This is a genomic window from Streptomyces sp. Ag82_O1-12 (genome assembly GCF_900182715.1).
In the GTDB taxonomy this organism is placed as follows: domain Bacteria; phylum Actinomycetota; class Actinomycetes; order Streptomycetales; family Streptomycetaceae; genus Streptomyces; species Streptomyces massasporeus.
Window position 1 is genome coordinate 3326391 of sequence record NZ_FXUW01000001.1, and the last position, 17192, is coordinate 3343582.

The following is a 17192-nucleotide window of genomic DNA, read 5'->3' on the forward strand; positions in this document are numbered from 1 at the left end:
GGGATGAGTGGAGATGGCGGGAATCGAACCCGCGTCCAACGGTGCGGAATCAGGGCTTCTCCGTGTGCAGTTCGCTGTGATTTTCTCGGCCCCGGCGATCACGCGAACAAGTCGCCGACGGGCCCAGTCACTGTTTGATTTCCCATCGAGCCCCGTGACCGGGCTCGATGGTTTAGTTCCCTAGATTATGCCAGGATCCGGGTCGGGAACGCTCCCGGGCTGACACCCATTAAGGGTCCTTCACTCACTGCTTATTAGGCAGCGAGGGCGAAGGACTGGGAATCGCGCTTGGTAGTGGCGATTATTTTTTGCGACATATGGTTTACGAGATCATTGCCGCTTCCTCGACACGCTTCCCCTGCTTCGACAGCCGCTGTCGAAACCGATCATCCCCATGTTGTGTTGACAATCCCTCCGGAGAGGGGCGCGCACCCGCTGTGGGGTGCAGTGACCATCGTACGTGACCAACGCGGGTCGGTGCCAGCGTATTCCCTACGCCCCGCGCTGCTTGCGCCGCACCGACGCGATCGCGCGGTCGGTCTCCCTGCGGTCCTGCTTCTCACGGAGCGTCTGGCGCTTGTCGTACTCCTTCTTGCCCTTCGCCAGCGCGATCTCGACCTTGGCCCGGCCGTCCTTGAAGTACAGCGCGAGGGGCACGATGGTGTGGCCCGTCTCGCCCGACTTCGACTCCAGCTTGTCGATCTCGGCGCGGTGCAGCAGCAGCTTCCGCTTGCGCCGGGCGCTGTGGTTGGTCCACGTGCCCTGGCTGTACTCCGGCACGTGGACGTTGTGCAGCCACGCCTCGTTCCCGTCCAGCTGCACGAAGCCGTCCACCAGCGACGCCCGTCCCTGGCGCAGGGACTTCACCTCCGTCCCGGTGAGGACCAGGCCGGCCTCGTAGGTGTCGATGATGAGGTAGTCGTGCCGCGCCTTCTTGTTCTGCGCGATCAGCTTGCGCCCTTTTTCCTTAGCCATAGTGCCGCCATTTTCGCACTACGGAGGGGTCCTGCGGAAAGTCGATTACGAGGGGCTCGCGAGGCCCCGCAGTACGGCCTGGGCCCGCTGGAGGGCATCTTCGCCGGTCTCCAGGTCGGGCGTGATGCCCCGGCCGTCGACCCCGCGGCCGGAGGGGGTGCGGTAGTGCCCGACGGTGAGCTCCGCGACGGAGCCGTCGGGCAGCCGGCTCGGCATCTGGACCGAGCCCTTGCCGAAGGTGCGGGAGCCCACGACGAGCGCCCGCCCACGGTCCTGCACGGCACCGGTGAGCAGCTCGGCCGCGCTCATCGTCCCGCCGTCGACCAGCGCGACCAGGGGCCTCGTGGTGTCCCCGCCGGACTCGGCGTGCAGGGCGCGCTGCTCGCCCTCGACGTCGTAGGTGGCGACCAGGCCGCCGTCGAGGAAGGCGGAGGCGGCGGTCACGGCCTCGGTGACCAGGCCACCGGAGTTGCCGCGCAGGTCCAGCACGATCCCGGCGCCGGGCGGGGACTGCCGGACGGCTTCACGGACCTGGCGGCCGGAGCCCTTGGTGAAGGTGGCGACCTTGATGACGGTGACCCGGCCGGCGAGCTCGCGCACGGTGACGGAGTCCGTGGACAGCTGGGCCCGGCGCAGGGTCTCGGTCCACGCGCGGTTGCCGCGCTCCAGGCCGAGGCGGACGGCGGTGCCCGCGGGGGCGTCCTTGGCGTCCCCGCGCAGTAAGGAGACGACCTCCGTGACGGGACGGCCGTCGGTCTTCTCGCCGTCGACGCTGCGCAGCAGGTCTCCGGGGCGGATCCCGGCGGTCGCGGCGGGCGAGCCGGCGCGCACCTTCGTCACCTCGATACGGCCGTCCCGTTCGCTGCGGGCCCACAGGCCGACGCCGGTGTACTGGCCGTCGAGGGACTCCTCGAACTCCTCGTACTCACCCCGGGAGTAGACGGCGCCCCAGCGGTCACCGCTGCGGCTGACGGCGCGCTTGGCGGCCTGGATCGGGGACTTGCCGTCGGCCATGGCCTCCTCGGCCGCCCTGGCGACGTCCGCGTGGCGCCCGGCCGGTCCGGCCGAACGAGCCTCGTCCCGGGCGGACTTACCCTCGCCCTGCGGCAACGCCCCGGTGGCCGCACCGGCGACGAGCACGCTCGCGAACACCAACGTCAGGGCGGCCCCGCGACGGATGCGACGGGGCTGACAGAACGGGTCACGACCTGACATGCCGGTGAGTCTAGGACAAGCGGAAGGGCCGTACGGCCGGTTGACCGCACGGCCCCTCTTGGCATGCGTCACACCTTCAAGTACTTGCGCAACGCGAAGAACGCGGCCAACGCGGGCATCAGAAGGCTCGTCGCGAGGATGAGCGGCAGATACTTCAGCACCGCGCCCCAGCCGATGAAGTTGATCAGTGTCAGCTGGTCGGCCAGGGCCAGTCCGTGGTCGATGAGGAAGTACCGGGCGATCAGCAGGAAGCCGCACGCGAGGGTGCCGCCGATGAGTCCGGCGACCGCGGCCTCCATGATGAACGGCGCCTGGATGTAGAAGCCGGAGGCGCCGACCAGCCGCATGATGCCGGTCTCACGCCGGCGGCTGAACGCCGAGACGCGCACGGTGTTGACGATCAGCATCAGCGCGACGACCAGCATCAGCGCCATCACCGCGCGGGCGGCCCAGTTCATGCCGTTCAGCAGCTTGAAGAGGTTGTCCAGGATGCCCTTCTGGTCCTGCACGGACTGCACGCCGTCCCGGCCGTTGAAGGCGGTGGCGATGACCTGGTACTTCTCCGGGTCCTTCAGCTTGATGCGGTACGACTCCTGCATCTGGTCCGGCGTGAGGGAGCTGGCGAGCGGGGAGTCGCCGAACTGCTCCTTGTAGTGCTTGTACGCCTGGTCCTGCGACTCGTACGTGACCGCCTGGACGACGTCCATCTTGCCGAGGTCGGCCTTGATCTGCGACTTCTGGTCGTCGGTCACCGCGCCCTTGGCGCAGTTGGGGTCCGACTCGGCGTCGCTCTTGTTGCAGAGGAAGATCGAGACGTTGACCTTGTCGTACCAGTAGCCCTTCATGGTGTTGACCTGGTCGCTCATCAGGAGCGACCCGCCGAACAGGGCGAGCGACAGGGCGACGGAGACGATGACGGCGAAGGTCATCGTCAGGTTGCGGCGGAGACCGACACCGATCTCCGACAGGACGAACTGGGCGCGCATGGCGACTGGTTATGCCTTTCCGTGGATCTCGGGTGCGGTATCAGTGCTGGTAGCCGTAGACACCGCGGGCCTGGTCGCGGACGAGGCGGCCCTTCTCCAGTTCGATGACGCGCTTGCGCATCTGGTCCACGATGTTCTGGTCGTGCGTGGCCATCACCACGGTCGTGCCCGTCCGGTTGATGCGGTCGAGCAGCTTCATGATGCCGACGGAGGTCTGCGGGTCGAGGTTGCCGGTGGGCTCGTCGGCGATGAGCAGCTTGGGCCGGTTGACGAAGGCCCGCGCGATGGCGACGCGCTGCTGCTCACCACCGGACAGCTCGCCGGGCATCCGGTCCTCCTTGCCGCCGAGCCCGACGAGGTCGAGCACCTGCGGCACGGACTTGCGGATCTCGCCGCGGGACTTGCCGATGACCTCCTGCGCGAAGGCGACGTTCTCGCCGACCGTCTTGTTCGGCAGCAGGCGGAAGTCCTGGAAGACCGTCCCCAGCTGGCGCCGCATCTGCGGGACCTTCCAGTTGGAGAGGCGGGCGAGGTCCTTGCCCAGAACGTGCACCTGACCGTGACTGCACCGCTCCTCGCGGAGTATCAGCCGCAGGAAGGTGGACTTTCCGGAGCCGGAGGACCCCACGAGGAAGACGAACTCGCCCTTCTCGACCTCCAGGGAGACATCCCTGAGGGCGGGGCGGGTCTGCTTGGGGTAGACCTTGGAGACATTGTCGAATCGGATCACGGATGCACCACGGGTCGCCGGGGGTAGATGAGCGTGACCATACGCGACCCGGGTGGGGCATCGCAGTCACCGACAGTGGTTGCGCCACGGATGTGCCGTTTTATACCGAGCCCCGAGAGGCGCGGGGGGACTGTGCGTACAACCACAGAAAATGCGCAGCCGCGCGACGGCCGTCGGAACCTGGCAAAGTGGAGGGGGGAACATTCCCACCCCCACGGACGTTGGACGGGTGGAACCGGCGCAAGGAGGGCAAGCGCATGACGTACGACCGGCTGGTGTGCGCGAACTGCGCGTCCCCCGTGAACGAGGGCCGCTGCCCGGTGTGCCGCGCGAACCGCGAGCGGATGCAGCAGGAGAACTTCCTCGCCGGCCTGAACCCGATGACCCTGATCGCACTGCTGACGGTGCTGATCGCGGCGGTGGCCCTGCTGGCGCACCAGACCGCGTAGCGGCGTAGGCAGCCGCCCCCGGACACGGCCGAGGGCCCGGAGCGAATCGCTCCGGGCCCTCGGTGTTGCGCTGTGCTCACGGTCCGTGTGTCCACGGTCCGTGCGGACGCGGCTACCGTCAGGCGGCAGCCCCGCCGCGGCCGCCCACGAGGCGCGGCAGCAGACGGAAGCCGACACCGCCGGCGATCATCGTGGCGGCGCCGATCACCAGGAAGGTGGTCTGCGCGGCACCCGTCTCGGCGAGCTCCTCGCCGTTGCCCTGGGCCTGGGCCTGCGGGGCCGGGGTGGAGTCCGAGCCGATCTCGGTGAGGGAGGAGGAGCCCTCCTCCTGCGGCGAGGTGCCGCCGTCGGGGTCGGTGTTGTTGCCACCGTTGCCGTTGCCGCCGCCGGTGCCGTTCCCGTTGCCCGGGTCGGTCGGAGCGGTCGTCGGGTCCTCGGTCGGCTCGGTGGGCTCGTCCGTCGGCTCGGTCGGCTCGTCGGTGGGCTCCTCGGTCGACGGCGGGTCCGTCGGGAGGTCCGTGGGCGGGTCCGTCGGGAGGTCCGTGGGCGGGTCCGTCGGGAGCTCGGTCGGCGGGTCGGTCGGCGTCGGGGACGGCGACTCGTCGGCGCACAGGATGCCGAGCAGGCAGTCGTCGGCCTCCGTGGCGGATGCGGCGCCGGCGGCGGTCAGCGAGGCACCGGCGGCGATCACGGCGCCGGCGGCTATCCGCGCGACACGGATCCGCGTCTTCTTCGTCATATGGTTGCTACCCCCAGTAGCTCATCGTCATTAGGCAGCGCTCGGGGCTGTGCTCGACGGGGACGGCTGCGTTGAAGGGCCCCCGGTTCACATGCGCCCCAGAGACACGCATGCCGCGCTTCACCCTTCCCATTTTTCAAGAACACGTCAAGGCCGTTTACGGCTGCCATGTCCAACTACGAGAGATATGCCGGGAGTTTAAGCGTGTGAGTGTGATGTAAAACCCGGACATCCGAGCACAGAAAAGGCAACTACCGCCCCGGGGGCGGCAGTTGCCTTGTCGACAAACTTACTTCTCCTGCTGCTTGCGCCAGCGAATTCCGGCCTCGAGGAACCCGTCGATCTCGCCGTTGAAAACGGCCTCGGGGTTGCCCACCTCGAACTCGGTGCGCAGGTCCTTCACCATCTGGTACGGGTGCAGGACGTAAGAACGCATCTGGTTGCCCCAGGAGCTCCCGCCGTCCTTGAGGGCGTCCATCTTGGCCCGCTCCTCCTGGCGCTGCCGCTCCAGCAGCTTCGCCTGGAGAACGTTCATGGCGGTCGCCTTGTTCTGGATCTGCGACCGCTCGTTCTGGCAGGAGACGACGATGCCGGTGGGGAGGTGGGTGAGGCGCACCGCGGAGTCGGTGGTGTTGACGCCCTGGCCGCCGGGGCCGGACGAGCGGTACACGTCCACCCGCAGCTCGGACTCGTCGATCTCGATGTGGTCGGTCTGCTCGACCACGGGGAGGATCTCGACGCCCGCGAAGGAGGTCTGGCGGCGCCCCTGGTTGTCGAAGGGCGAGATGCGCACGAGGCGGTGCGTGCCCTGCTCGACGGAGAGGGTGCCGTAGGCGTAGGGGACCTGCACGGCGAAGGTGGTCGACTTGATGCCGGCCTCTTCCGCGTAGGAGGTCTCGTAGATCTCGGTCTTGTAGCCGCGCTGCTCGGCCCAGCGCAGGTACATGCGCTGGAGCTTCTCCGCGAAGTCGGCGGCGTCGACGCCACCGGCCTCGGCGCGGATGTTCACCAGCGCCTCCCGGGAGTCGTACTCACCGGAGAGGAGGGTGCGGACCTCCATCTCGTCCAGCGCCTTCTTCACGGCGGTGAGCTCGGACTCGGCCTCGGCGCGGGTGTCCGGGTCGTCCTCCTCCTCGGCCATCTCGAAGAGAACGCCCAGGTCGTCGATGCGACCGCGCAGGGCCTCGGCCTTGCGCACCTCGGCCTGGAGGTGGGACAGCTTGCTGGTGATCTTCTGCGCCTCATCGGGGTTGTCCCAGAGGGACGGCGCGGCCGCCTGCTCCTCGAGCACGGCGATGTCTGCCCTCATCTTGTCGAGGTCCAGAACGGCCTCGATCGACTCCATGGTCGAGGAGAGGGACTTGAGCTCTTCGGATACGTCGACGACTGCCACGCCCTCCAGCGTAACGGCTCCGCCCGGCGGCCATCGCCGGGCGGCCGGTGCGGGCGGCTCAGGGGGTCTGCGGGGCGGAGTTCTTCGTGTCCTGGGGAGGTGCGCCGCCGTCGTCGTCCGACGTGGACAGCCAGGCGCCGACGCCGATCGCCGCCGTGAGGGCGATCGCGCCCGCTCCCAGGGCCACCCGGCGGCGCCGGGCCGCGGCGCGGTTACGGGCCGAGCCGGGGCGGGGAGTGCCCGCGGTGCGCGGGGCCCGGGCCGTGCCGTGGGCGCCGCCGGCCAGCTCGTCGGGGGCGGGGACGCGCATCGAGGTGTGGGTGTCGCGGTTGGAGTCGGCCGGCTTGGCGCCCGGCACCAGGGGGACCGCGCCCCGCCGCCGGACGCGCTCCCCGGTCGGCTCCGGTGCGGGCTGCTCCTCGCGGTCGGCCTCCTCCGCGGACTCGGTGTCCGGCTCGTCGACCTCCAGCGGGGGCATGCCCGCGAGCATCGGCAGCAGCTCCCGCAGCCGGACGCCGAGCTCCGAGGCTCGCAGCCGCGACGCCGGGGCCTTGGCCAGGCACTGCACCAGCAGCTGCCACAGCTCGTCCGGGATGCCGGGCAGCGGGACGACCGTCTCCGTGACATGACGGCGCAGGACCGCGCCCGGGTGGCCGCCGCCGAAGGGCGTGAAGCCCGCCAGCAGCTCGTAGAGGACGGTGGCGAGCGCGTAGATGTCGACGGACGCGCGCGGGGGCAGGCCCTCGACGATCTCCGGGGCGAGGTAGTCCGGAGTGCCGATGATCTTCGTGGCCTTGGTCCGGCGCGGGGTGTCGATGAGTTTGGCCACGCCGAAGTCGGTCAGCAGGGCACGGTGGGAGCCGCCGGGGCCGAGGGGGCCCTGCATGTCCAGGAGCACGTTCTCCGGCTTGACGTCCCGGTGCACGACGCCCGCGGCGTGCGCGGCGGCCAGTCCGTCGGCGATGTCGGCCGCGATCGCGACGGCCGCCTCGGGGGCCAGGCGCCGGTCCCGGTCCAGCCGGGTGCGCAGGTCCGTGCCGCGGACGAGGTCCATGACGAGCGCCAGGTCGTTGCCGTCGACGACCAGGTCCCGCACCGACACCACGTGCGGGTGCTCCAGGCCGAGCAGGGCCGTGCGCTCCTGGACGAAGCGGCCGACGAGTTCCTGGTCGGACGCGAGGTCCTCGCGCAGCAACTTGATGGCGACGGGACCTTCGGGGCCCTCGCCCAGCCACACCGTGCCGGCGCTGCCCCGCCCGAGGATCTGGTGGGCGGTGTACCGGCTGCCGATCTTCCGTGCCAAGGCTGCTCCTACCGACGCGTGTTGTCGCTAAAACTACGCGTCCGGAGACCCAACCTTCACCGTCGAGGCGGAAATCACCCGCCGGGTGTCGACAAATCACCAACCCCGCGGGGCGGTTCCGGTCAGTTCGTGCCGGAACTGCTCCCGCCGAGCTTCTCGAACCAGCCGGTCACGGTGTTGAACCAGTCGGTGAGCTGGTCCCAGTAGCCCTTGGTGGTGCCGATCCACTCCTGGAGCGGGCTCAGCTCCCAGATCAGCCAGCCGGCGACGAACAGGATGACGATCGTGAAGAGGCAGCCCTTCAGACAGCCCAGCCCGGGGATCCGCATCGGGTTGGCGCTGCGCTGCCGCGGCTGCCGGGGCTCGCGCTGCGGCGGCTGCGGCTGCTGGGGCGGCGGCGCGGGCGGGGCGTAGCGCTGCGGCGGCTGGGGGCGCTGGGGCTGCGGCGCGTACTGCTGGGGCTGCTGCTGTTGCGGGTAGCCGTAGCCGGGTCCGGGCGGGGGCGCCTGGCGGCGCGGGGGCTGCTGCTGGGGCCGGGCCACCTGGCGCTGGGGGCGGCGGCGCAGCGGGTCCTCGTTCGGGTCGAGGTAGTTCTGGACCTGCGTCTGCTCGTTGCGGTCACGGGCCGCCCGCAACTGGTTCTGCCAGGGGTGCGGGTCCTCGGGTCCGCCCTGCTGGTTCTGCCCGCCAGGGTGGCCGGGCGAGCCCGGCGGGACCGGCGGCATGACGGCGGTCGGGTCGCCCGCGCCCCGGTGGTTCATGACGGCGGTGGGGTCGGCGGCGCCGGCCGGGCCGCCGGTGTGCGGCATGACGCTGGTCGCGGCGTTCGGGTCGTACGAGCCCGCGCCCTGCGGGAGGACCTGGGTGGGGTCGGCCGCTCCGGGGGTGTCCGGCACCGGCGCGGGGGCCGGGTCGGGCACGAGGAGCATGCCGACGCCCTCGGCGGCGGCGATCTGCGCGGAGTTCGCGTGCACGCCGATGCCCTCGGCGACGACGCGCAGGCCGCGGGCGAGGTTCTCGGCGCTGGGCCGCTCGTCCGGGTTCTTGCGCAGGCAGCGCTCGATGATGGTCCACAGCGGGTCGGGGACCGTCGAGGGGCGGCGCGGCTCGGCGCTCAGGTGCTGGTGCAGCACCTCCAGGGCGGAGCCGCCGGAGAACGGCGGGCGGCCGGTGACCAGTTCGTACAGCAGGATGCCGGCGCCGTAGATGTCGACGGCGGAGGTCTGCGGGCGGCCCTCGGCGGACTCGGGCGCGACGTACGCGGGCGTGCCGACGAACTCCTGGGTGCGGGTCAGTCCCGGGGAGTCGGCGAGGCGGGCGATGCCGAAGTCGGTCAGCAGCGGGTGCATCTGCCCGTCGTACTGCTGGAGCAGGACGTTGGCCGGCTTGAGGTCGCGGTGGACGACGCCGTCGGCGTGGCTGGCGGCGAGCGCGTCGGCGATCTGGGCGGTGAGCAGGGCGGCGGCGACCGGGGTGAACGGCCCGTTCTCGCGCAGGTAGCGGTGCAGGTCGGGGCCCTCGACGAGGTCCATGACCAGCGCCAGCAGCTCGCCCTCGACGACCAGGTCACGCACCCGGACGATGTTCGGGTGGGTCAGCCGCAGCAGGACGGAGCGCTCGCGCAGGAACCGCATGACGATGTCCGGATCGCCGGCCAGTTCCTCTTTGAGGACCTTGATCGCGACGGTCTCGCCGGGCTGACCCGGCACGGCCGCCTCGGCGCCCGCGGTCTCGCGCTGGCGGGCACGCCAGACGGTGCCCGTGGCGCCGCGTCCGAGCGGCTCCTCGAGGAGGTACTTGCTGCCTACCGGCCGCACGTCATGCGCTCCCTGGTGCTTGCCTTGCCTGCTGGCCTGTCCGACCCACTGTAGTGCCGGGGGGCCGGGGACCGGTGTGTCGTCTTCTGTGGGTCTCGCGTCGCCGGTCTCACGCAGTGGGTCTTACGTAACGGCCCTCACAGCCGTTCGAAGGAAAGACGCTCACCTCGGTCTTGTGGTTGCCGGGAGTGAGCGTGACTGATCTCAAGCGGTCGCCTGTGGGTCATCTCTCAGGCACTTTTGCGGGCAGAGCCGACCAATCAAGATCACCTTTTCCCGAGCGAGGGGCGCGCTGTCAGTGGCAGGTGCGAGGATGCTGCCAGTACTGGCCGACGTGCTGGGGCGGGGTGGGGGACTCCGCGCCCGGGCAGAAGGGACCGCTGACGGCGATGCAGATCCGGCTGACCGTCGTAGATCCGCTGGGCCCGTCGGCGCCGGCGCGGGACCGCGCCCCGCGCAGCGACGTGCTGGTCACGGCGCCCGCCGGTACGGCGCTCGCCGCGGTGGCGTCCGCGCTCGCCCAGGTGGTCTCCGGTGGTGACGGTTCGGGCACGCCCGTGCTGTACGCCGGGGAGCAGCGGCTCGACGCCCAGCGCTGCACGCTCGGCGAGCCCCCGCTGACCGACGGTGCCGTGCTGTCCGTGGGCGCGCCGGGCGAGCCCGAGCCGCATCCCGAGCTGGACGACGCCCCGGCCCAGCTCCAGGTGGTGGCCGGCCCCGACGCCGGCGGTGTCCATCTTCTGCACGGCGGCGAGATCCGCGTCGGCCGCTCCGCCGACGCCGACGTACCGCTCGACGACCCGGACGTCTCCCGGCTGCACTGCACGGTCACGGTGAGCGCGGACGGCCGCGTCGCGGTCGCCGACCTCGACTCCACGAACGGCACGACGGTGAATGGCGCGCGGGTGGACGGCCGGGCGGTCCCCTTCGCGCCGGGTGCGCTGCTGCGGATCGGTGAGTCGGCCCTGCGGCTGGCTCCCGCCGGGGGGCCGGGGGGCCGGGTCGAGACGACGCCGGACGGGGAGGGGCACGTGCGCGTGGCCGGGCCCGCCGGGGACGCGGCCGCGTCGCACGCGCGCGTGGCCGACCCGGGACCGGCCGGGCCCGCCGGTGCCACGTACCACGCCTACGGCTCGGCGGCCTGGGGCACGCCCGGTGCCTCCGGGCGCGGCCCGGCTGATCCGGCCGTGGTGCCCGGGCAGGGCGGGGCACCACGGATCGAGAGCGAGGGCCCGGGCGCGGGCGCGGCGCCCGAACGGCCGGAGGCGCGAGGAGACGGCGGCGGGGGCCGCGCTGCGGGCAGCGGCGGCGAGACCCGCGCCGAGGGCTCTCGGAGCGAGGCGCCGACCGGGGGTGCGGCCCACACAGGGGACAGTTGGAGTCGAACGTCCGCCCAGGGCACCGGGGGCGCGGCCCACGCCGGAGACGGCCGGAGCGAGGCAACGGCCCAGGGGGCCGGCCGGAGCCAGGCGCCCTCTCCGGGCACAGCGCGTGCGGCCCACACAGGGGACAGCCGGGGTCAGGCGCCTGTCCAAGGCGCCGGTCGCGGAGCACGCGCCGGAGACGGCCGGAGCGAGGTGACGGCCCAGGGGGCCGGCCGGAGCCAGGCGCCCTCTCCGGGCACAGCGCGTGCGGCCCACACAGGGGACAGTTGGAGTCGAGCGTCCGCCCAGGGCACCGGGGGCGCGGCCCACGCCGGGGACGGCTGGAGCGAAGTGCCGCCCCGGGGCGGCACTGGTGTCGGGGCCCGTTGGAGTCAGGCGCCCGCCGAGGGCGCCGCGGGTGCGGTCCGCCCGGGAGACAGCCGGGGCGAGGTGCCGCCCCAGGGCGCCCGGCGCGCTGGGAACGGCGCGAGTCAGGCGCCCGACCCGGGCACCGAGGACGCGGCACGTTCGCGGGCCGGCGCCACACGGCCTGCCTCCGAGACGCACGGGACGCACGGGACGTCCACCCGGCGGCCCGAAGCCGCTCAGGGGCCCTCCCCCGTGACTCCTCCCGGCACCCCGGCCCGGCCGGTGAGCGGCGCCGGGGACACGCACGCGGGTCGACCCGGGCTCGGGGCGTTCGGCGTCGCGGACGGAACCGGTCCTCACCCCCGGGAGACGGACGGGCCGGCCGCTCCCGACGACCCGGCCCTCGCGGACCAGCGCTCCGGCCGTGGGCGCAAGGGCACCCCCCTGCGCGGCACCGACGTACCCCCGGGGACCCGCAGGCGCGGGGGGATCGGGGCATGGGCCCGGCGGCTGACCGGAGGGCGGGGCGAGCAGGCGGCGGAACCGGGCGAGGCGTACGAGGACGAGCCCGCCGCCGGGGTCGCGGCGGAGCAGCACCCGGTCGTCGCACCGGCCGCCCCGGAGACCTGGCCGGACCCGGCCACGCTGCTGCTCACGGCCCTCGGGCCCGGGCCGCGGCTGTGGGAGCGCGGCCCCGGTCACCCGGAGGCGCTGGCCGTGCGCCTCGGTACGGCCGACCGGGCGGCACCGGACGGCTCGGGCCTGCTGCCCGCCGTACCCGTGACGGCCGGGCTGCGCGAGGTCGGCGCCCTGGGACTGGCCGGGCCGCGGGCACGGCTGGCCGGGCTGACCCGTGCGGTCCTGGCCCAGCTCACCGCGCTGCACTCCCCCGACTCGCTGGAGATCGTCCTGATCGCCGCGGACCGCTCACGCTCGTTGGAGGAGCGCACCGCCGAGTGGTCCTGGCTGGGCTGGCTGCCGCACGTCCGCCCGGGGCACGGGCAGGACTGCCGGCTTCTCCTGGCCCACGACCGCGAACAGGCGGCGGCCCGCGCCGACGAGCTCACCCGCCGTCTGGAGGACCAGCTGGCGGACGCGGCCCAGGGCTCCGGCCCGGCAGGGAGCGTCGGTGTGCCGACGAGTACCTCGGTGACCGGCGGCCCGCAGCCCACCGGCACCGCCCCGTCCCCGGAACCGGACCACTCCGTCCCCGCCCCCCGCCGCCCCTCCTGGGCCCGGGACGACGACTCCGGTGCCGACGCGGCGGCCGGTTTCCCCGGCCCGTACACCGTCGTGGTCGTCGACGGCGACCCCGGCGGCGCCGACCTGCGCGAAGCCGTCGCGCGGCTGGCACTGGAGGGCCCCCGGGCCGGGATACACGTCGTCTGCCTGGCCGAGACGGCCGCCGCCTCCCCGGCCTCGCCGGTGACGGAGACGTACGAGGCGGCCTGCGCGGTGGCACCGACCTTCCGGCAGTGCGGCGCGGTCGCGCTGCTCAGCGGGGACGTGGCGACGGCCCTGCGGCTGATGCGCGTGGCCCGGGCCGGCGGTGACGGCTCACCGGCCGGGCCGGTCGGGCACGGCACCGTCGCCACCGTCGACGCCGTCTCCGCGGCCTGGGCCGAGCGGTTCGCGCGGGCGCTGGCCCCGCTGCGGACGGACGGCCCGGCGAGCGAGCGCCAGCCGCGCGTCTCCGCACCGCTGCCGCAGGCGGCCCGCCTGCTGGACGAGCTGGGCCTGGCCCGGGCCACCCCGGCGTCGCTGATGGCGCGCTGGGCGGACGCGGCCGACGACGCCGAGGCGCTGGGCGGTCGTGTGCGCGCGGTGCTGGGAGCCGGGCCGCGCGGCCCGGTCTGCGCCGACCTCGCCGCCCAGGGGCCGCACCTGCTGATCGAGGGACCGCCGGGCAGCGGGCGTACGGAGCTGCTGCGGGCGGTCGTCGCGTCCTTGGCCGCCGCCGAGCGGCCGGACCGCCTCGGCATCGTGCTGGTCGACGGCCGGGGCGGCCCGGGCGCGGGCGGCGGGCACGGCGAGGGACTGCGGGTGTGTACGGACGTACCGCATGTCACCACGCTGCTCATGGCCCACGACCCGGTCCGGATGCGGGAGTTCGCGCAGTCCCTGAGCGCCGAGCTGAAGCGGCGCTCCGAGCTGCTCGGGCGGTCCGACTTCGCCGAGTGGCACACCGGGCGCGAGCTGTCGGGCCGTATGGTCGCCCAGCGCACGGCGACGGCGCGGGGCGGTGAGCCTGCCGGGGCCACGCTCCAGGGAGGGGCCGGGGATCTCGACTCCCCGTCCAGTTCGACCATGCGGCTGCGGCCGGGAGCGGCCCGGCGGCAGACAGAGGCGGCCGCGCCGCCGCTCCCCCGGCTCGTCGTGGTCGTCGACGACCTGGACGCCCTGGTCTCCCCGGCGCTCGGCTCGACCGGGCGGCCGGCGGCCGGATCGGTGATGCGCGCGTTGGAGGCCGTGGCCCGGGAGGGCGAGCGGCTCGGCGTTCACCTGGTGGCGGCGACCGGCCCGTGCGCCCGCACGGCGGAGACGGAGCCGGCGCGCCGGGCCACCCTGCGCGTCACACTCGACGCGCCCGCCCCGGGGCGTGGGGGCACCTCCCTGGTCGAGCGAAGCCAAGAGCTTGGAGGAGAGCCCGCGCCCGGCCGGGGGAGGCTGACCGGTCCGGACGGGCGGGTCACCCCGTTCCAGGGCGGCCGGGTCACCGGCCGGATCCCCCGGACGGCGACGCTGCGCCCCACGGTCGTGCCCCTGGAATGGCACCGCATGGGTGACCCTCCGGCCCGCCGTCCGGTGCGGGAGCTCGGAAACGGCCCCACCGACCTGGCACTGTTGGCCAGCGCGCTGGAAAGGGCGGCACGGGAGGTCGCGGCGGCGAAGGTGCCGTCGCTCCTGTGACCGAGGACGGCCGTCGGCCCCACCCGGCGTCATGGGGCCGCGTCCCTGGTCACGAGGGAGTCACGATCCCCCGCTTGACAGCCGACGCCATCTTGCCGCCCCCGCACACCCGGGCGTAGACCAGATCGCACGGGAGCGCGCTCGACGTTCGACGAGGAACGAAGAACGGGGCAGTCATGCGCATGACGAGCAGCACCATCCGGACACGCTGGTCGCCCAAGCCGGACACGGCGACCCCCCAGCACCGCAGAGCCGCCAAGGCAGCGGCCGCCGTCGCCGCGGGAGCCCTCGCGCTCTCGCTGTCCGCCTGCGGAAGCAGCGACGAAGGCAGCGGTGGGAGCACGGGCGACACCGACGACACCACCAGCAACGTCACCCTTCCGAAGCTGGACGGGGTGAGCCTCGAGGTCGCCGCCGTGTGGAGCGGCACCGAACAGGCCAACTTCAAGAAGGTTCTGTCAGAGTTCGAGAAGCGCACGGGCGCCAAGGTCACGTTCGTGCCCGCACAGGACCCGATCATCAACTTCATCGGCTCGAAGGTGGCCGGCGGACAGCCGCCGGACATCGCGATGCTGCCGCAGCCCGGCGCCATCAAGCAGGCCGTCGACAAGGGCTGGGCCAAGCCGCTGGGGTCCGAAGCCGTCAAGGAGCTCGGCGAGAACTACTCGCAGGGCTGGCAGGACATCGGCAAGGTGAGCGGCAAGCCGTACGGCGTCTACTACAAGGCCGCCAACAAGTCCCTGATCTGGTACAACAACCAGGTCTTCGAGAACGCCGGGGCGAGTGAGCCCGAGACCTGGCCGGATCTGCTCAACACCGCGCAGACGGTCTTCGACTCCGGCGTCACCCCGTTCTCCATCGGCGGCTCCGAGGGCTGGACGCTGACCGACTGGTTCGAGAACGTGTACCTCTCCCAGGCCGGGCCGGAGAAGTACGACCAGCTGGCCAAGCACGAGATCAAGTGGACGGACCCGTCCGTGAAGGACGCGCTGACCACGCTCGCGCAGGTCTGGGGCAAGCCGGACTGGATCGCGGGCGGGGCGAACGGGGCGTTGCAGACCGACTTCCCGGCGTCCGTCACCCAGGTCTTCACCGGCGGGGACCAGCCCAAGGCCGCCATGGTGGCCGCGGGCGACTTCGCGCAGGTCAACGTTCCGAAGAGCATGAAGATCGGCACGGACGCGAAGGTGTTCCCGTTCCCGGCGGTCGGTGACAACGGACCGGTGGTCTCGGGCGGCGACGCGGCCGTGATCCTCCAGGACTCGAAGGGGTCGCAGGCCCTGGCCACCTGGCTCGCCTCCCCGGACGCGGCGTCGATCCAGGCCAAGCTGGGCGGCTACCTCTCGCCGAACAAGAACGTGCCGAACTCCGACTATCCGAACGCGGTGCAGCAGAAGATCGCCAAGGCGCTCATCGACGCCGGTGACGACTTCCGCTTCGACATGTCCGACCAGGCCCCGCAGGCCTTCGGCGGAACGCCCGGCAAGGGCGAGTGGAAGATCCTCCAGGACTTCCTGAAGAACCCGAAGGACATCGCGGGGACGCAGGCGAAGCTGGAGACCGAAGCGGCCGCGGCGTACGGGAACTGACGTCATGACGTCGGTTTCGGCGGCAGGGGGCCACAAGCCCCCTGCCGCTCCCAAGTCGCGCAAGAGTGTGACCGGCACCCGCAGGACCGTCGCGGCGCTGTTCCTGCTACCCGCGTTCGTCCTGCTCGGCGCGCTCGTGGTGTACCCGATCGGGTACTCGGTCGTGCGCAGTTTCTACGACCAGTCCGGTGACGGCTTCGCCGGAATCGACAACTACAAGGCCCTCTTCACCGACGAGGGCATCCGCACCGCGCTGAAGAACAACATCATCTGGGTGGTGTTCGCGCCGACGATCGCGACGGCGCTCGGCCTGATCTTCGCGGTGCTGACCGAACGGGTGCGTTGGGGTACGGCGTTCAAACTGGTCGTCTTCATGCCGATGGCGATCTCGATGCTGGCGGCGGGCATCATCTTCCGCCTGGTGTACGACCAGGACCCGGACAAGGGCATCGCGAACGCGGTGTGGGTGGGCGTGCACGACACGTTCTCCCAGGCGTCGGCGTTCCCGAAGGCCCACCCGGGCCGGGAATCGCCGCTGAAACCGGCCGGCGGGGGCGCGTTCATCACCACCTCGCCCGTCCGCACGGGCGAGGTGGTCTCGCTGCCGCTGGTGGGTGTGGCGCCCGATCTGATGCCCGACGGGGCGAAGGCCGCGGTGGCGCCCAAGCCCGAGCCGGACAAGGTCACGGGCACGACCTGGCAGGACTTCACCCGCGGCAAGGGCGTCGGCAAGCTCAACAGCGTCGACCCGGCCGAACTCGGCTATGCCGGGATGAAGGTCGAGGCCGTGAAGGACGGGAAGGTGGTGGCGTCGGCGACGGCCGCCGACGACGGCACCTTCACGCTGCCCGCCGCGGCCGACGGGGCCCGACTCCGGCTCCCGGCAAGCAACTTCAAGGAACCGTACAACGGCCTGGACTGGCTCGGCCCGTCCCTGGTCACCCCGGCCATCATCGGCTCGTACATCTGGATGTGGGCCGGCTTCGCGATGGTGCTGATCGCGGCCGGGCTCGCGAGCGTGCCCCGGGAGCTGATGGAGGCGGCCCGGGTCGACGGCGCGAGCGAGTGGCAGGTGTTCAGACGCATCACGGTGCCGATGCTGGCGCCGGTCCTCGCGGTCGTCGCCGTCACCCTGATGATCAACGTGCTGAAGATCTTCGACCTGGTCTTCATCATCGCTCCGGGCTCCTCCCAGGACGACGCGAACGTCCTCGCCCTGGAGCTGTACCGCAAGGGCTTCTCCGAGGACCAGCCGGGCGTCGCCAGCGCCATCTCGGTGTTCCTGCTGCTGCTCGTGATCCCGGTGATGTGGTTCAACGTGCGTCGGCTGCGACGGGAGGTCAGGCGATGAAG

12 protein-coding genes and 1 other RNA gene are annotated in these 17192 nt (G+C 72.3%); 4 read left to right on the top strand and 9 right to left on the bottom strand.

The window, feature by feature from the left end; translation table 11 throughout:
* Positions 1-5: 5 nt before the first annotated feature.
* The 5 genes from ssrA to ftsE all read right to left on the bottom strand — a co-directional run bounded on the left by ssrA (position 6) and on the right by ftsE (position 3906).
* Positions 6-394: a transfer-messenger RNA gene (ssrA, locus tag QOL88_RS15225) on the bottom strand.
* A 98-nt stretch (positions 395-492) separates the two neighbouring features.
* Positions 493-975, bottom strand: a complete 483-nt coding sequence (smpB, locus tag QOL88_RS15230; RefSeq protein ID WP_097216950.1) for an SsrA-binding protein SmpB — start codon at positions 973-975, stop codon at positions 493-495.
* A 45-nt stretch (positions 976-1020) separates the two neighbouring features.
* Positions 1021-2190 (bottom strand): S41 family peptidase, encoded by a 1170-nt coding sequence (locus QOL88_RS15235; RefSeq protein ID WP_179878871.1) that lies wholly within the window; start codon positions 2188-2190, stop codon positions 1021-1023.
* A gap of 68 nt (positions 2191-2258) precedes the next feature.
* Complete coding sequence (gene ftsX, locus QOL88_RS15240) at positions 2259-3176, bottom strand: permease-like cell division protein FtsX (RefSeq protein WP_097216952.1); 918 nt, start codon at positions 3174-3176, stop codon at positions 2259-2261.
* Between the two features lie 40 nt (positions 3177-3216).
* Positions 3217-3906 (bottom strand): cell division ATP-binding protein FtsE, encoded by a 690-nt coding sequence (ftsE, locus tag QOL88_RS15245; protein ID WP_003990615.1) that lies wholly within the window; start codon positions 3904-3906, stop codon positions 3217-3219.
* Positions 3907-4163: 257 nt separating this feature from the next.
* On the opposite strand from ftsE, the gene QOL88_RS15250 reads away from it, so the two are divergent.
* Complete coding sequence (locus QOL88_RS15250) at positions 4164-4355, top strand: hypothetical protein (RefSeq protein WP_097216953.1); 192 nt, start codon at positions 4164-4166, stop codon at positions 4353-4355.
* A 118-nt stretch (positions 4356-4473) separates the two neighbouring features.
* On the opposite strand, the gene QOL88_RS15255 is transcribed toward QOL88_RS15250, so the two are convergent.
* The 4 genes from QOL88_RS15255 to QOL88_RS15270 all read right to left on the bottom strand — a co-directional run bounded on the left by QOL88_RS15255 (position 4474) and on the right by QOL88_RS15270 (position 9607).
* Complete coding sequence (locus QOL88_RS15255; RefSeq protein ID WP_097216954.1) at positions 4474-5094, bottom strand: LPXTG cell wall anchor domain-containing protein; 621 nt, start codon at positions 5092-5094, stop codon at positions 4474-4476.
* Positions 5095-5383: 289 nt separating this feature from the next.
* A complete protein-coding gene (gene prfB, locus QOL88_RS15260; protein WP_097216955.1) occupies positions 5384-6487 on the bottom strand; it encodes a peptide chain release factor 2 in 1104 nt (367 codons plus the stop codon).
* 58 nt (positions 6488-6545) lie between these two features.
* Positions 6546-7790, bottom strand: coding sequence for a serine/threonine-protein kinase (locus tag QOL88_RS15265; protein ID WP_097216956.1), 1245 nt, complete (start codon positions 7788-7790; stop codon positions 6546-6548).
* A 122-nt stretch (positions 7791-7912) separates the two neighbouring features.
* Positions 7913-9607: a serine/threonine-protein kinase gene (locus QOL88_RS15270; RefSeq protein ID WP_097216957.1), complete on the bottom strand. Its 1695-nt coding sequence runs from the start codon at positions 9605-9607 to the stop codon at positions 7913-7915.
* Between the two features lie 389 nt (positions 9608-9996).
* Between QOL88_RS15270 and QOL88_RS15275 the strand changes: the two genes are divergently transcribed.
* The 3 genes from QOL88_RS15275 (at position 9997) to QOL88_RS15285 (ending at position 17190) form a co-directional block, all read left to right on the top strand.
* Positions 9997-14250: an FHA domain-containing protein gene (locus QOL88_RS15275; protein ID WP_097223008.1), complete on the top strand. Its 4254-nt coding sequence runs from the start codon at positions 9997-9999 to the stop codon at positions 14248-14250.
* Between the two features lie 176 nt (positions 14251-14426).
* Positions 14427-15839, top strand: a complete 1413-nt coding sequence (locus tag QOL88_RS15280) for an ABC transporter substrate-binding protein (protein WP_097216958.1) — start codon at positions 14427-14429, stop codon at positions 15837-15839.
* Positions 15840-15843: 4 nt separating this feature from the next.
* Positions 15844-17190, top strand: a complete 1347-nt coding sequence (locus tag QOL88_RS15285; protein WP_257027780.1) for a carbohydrate ABC transporter permease — start codon at positions 15844-15846, stop codon at positions 17188-17190.
* The last annotated feature ends 2 nt before the right edge of the window (positions 17191-17192 follow it).

Excerpts from the sequence above, each read along its gene's own strand:
- QOL88_RS15280 (WP_097216958.1), top strand. The coding sequence starts at position 14,427 with ATGCGCATGACGAGCAGCACCATCCGGACACGCTGGTCGCCCAAGCCG.
- QOL88_RS15275 (WP_097223008.1), top strand. The coding sequence starts at position 9,997 with ATGCAGATCCGGCTGACCGTCGTAGATCCGCTGGGCCCGTCGGCGCCG.
- QOL88_RS15285 (WP_257027780.1), top strand. The coding sequence starts at position 15,844 with ATGACGTCGGTTTCGGCGGCAGGGGGCCACAAGCCCCCTGCCGCTCCC.
- QOL88_RS15250 (WP_097216953.1), top strand. The coding sequence starts at position 4,164 with ATGACGTACGACCGGCTGGTGTGCGCGAACTGCGCGTCCCCCGTGAAC.
- ftsX (WP_097216952.1), bottom strand. The coding sequence starts at position 3,176 with ATGCGCGCCCAGTTCGTCCTGTCGGAGATCGGTGTCGGTCTCCGCCGC.
- smpB (WP_097216950.1), bottom strand. The coding sequence starts at position 975 with ATGGCTAAGGAAAAAGGGCGCAAGCTGATCGCGCAGAACAAGAAGGCG.
- QOL88_RS15235 (WP_179878871.1), bottom strand. The coding sequence starts at position 2,190 with ATGTCAGGTCGTGACCCGTTCTGTCAGCCCCGTCGCATCCGTCGCGGG.
- QOL88_RS15255 (WP_097216954.1), bottom strand. The coding sequence starts at position 5,094 with ATGACGAAGAAGACGCGGATCCGTGTCGCGCGGATAGCCGCCGGCGCC.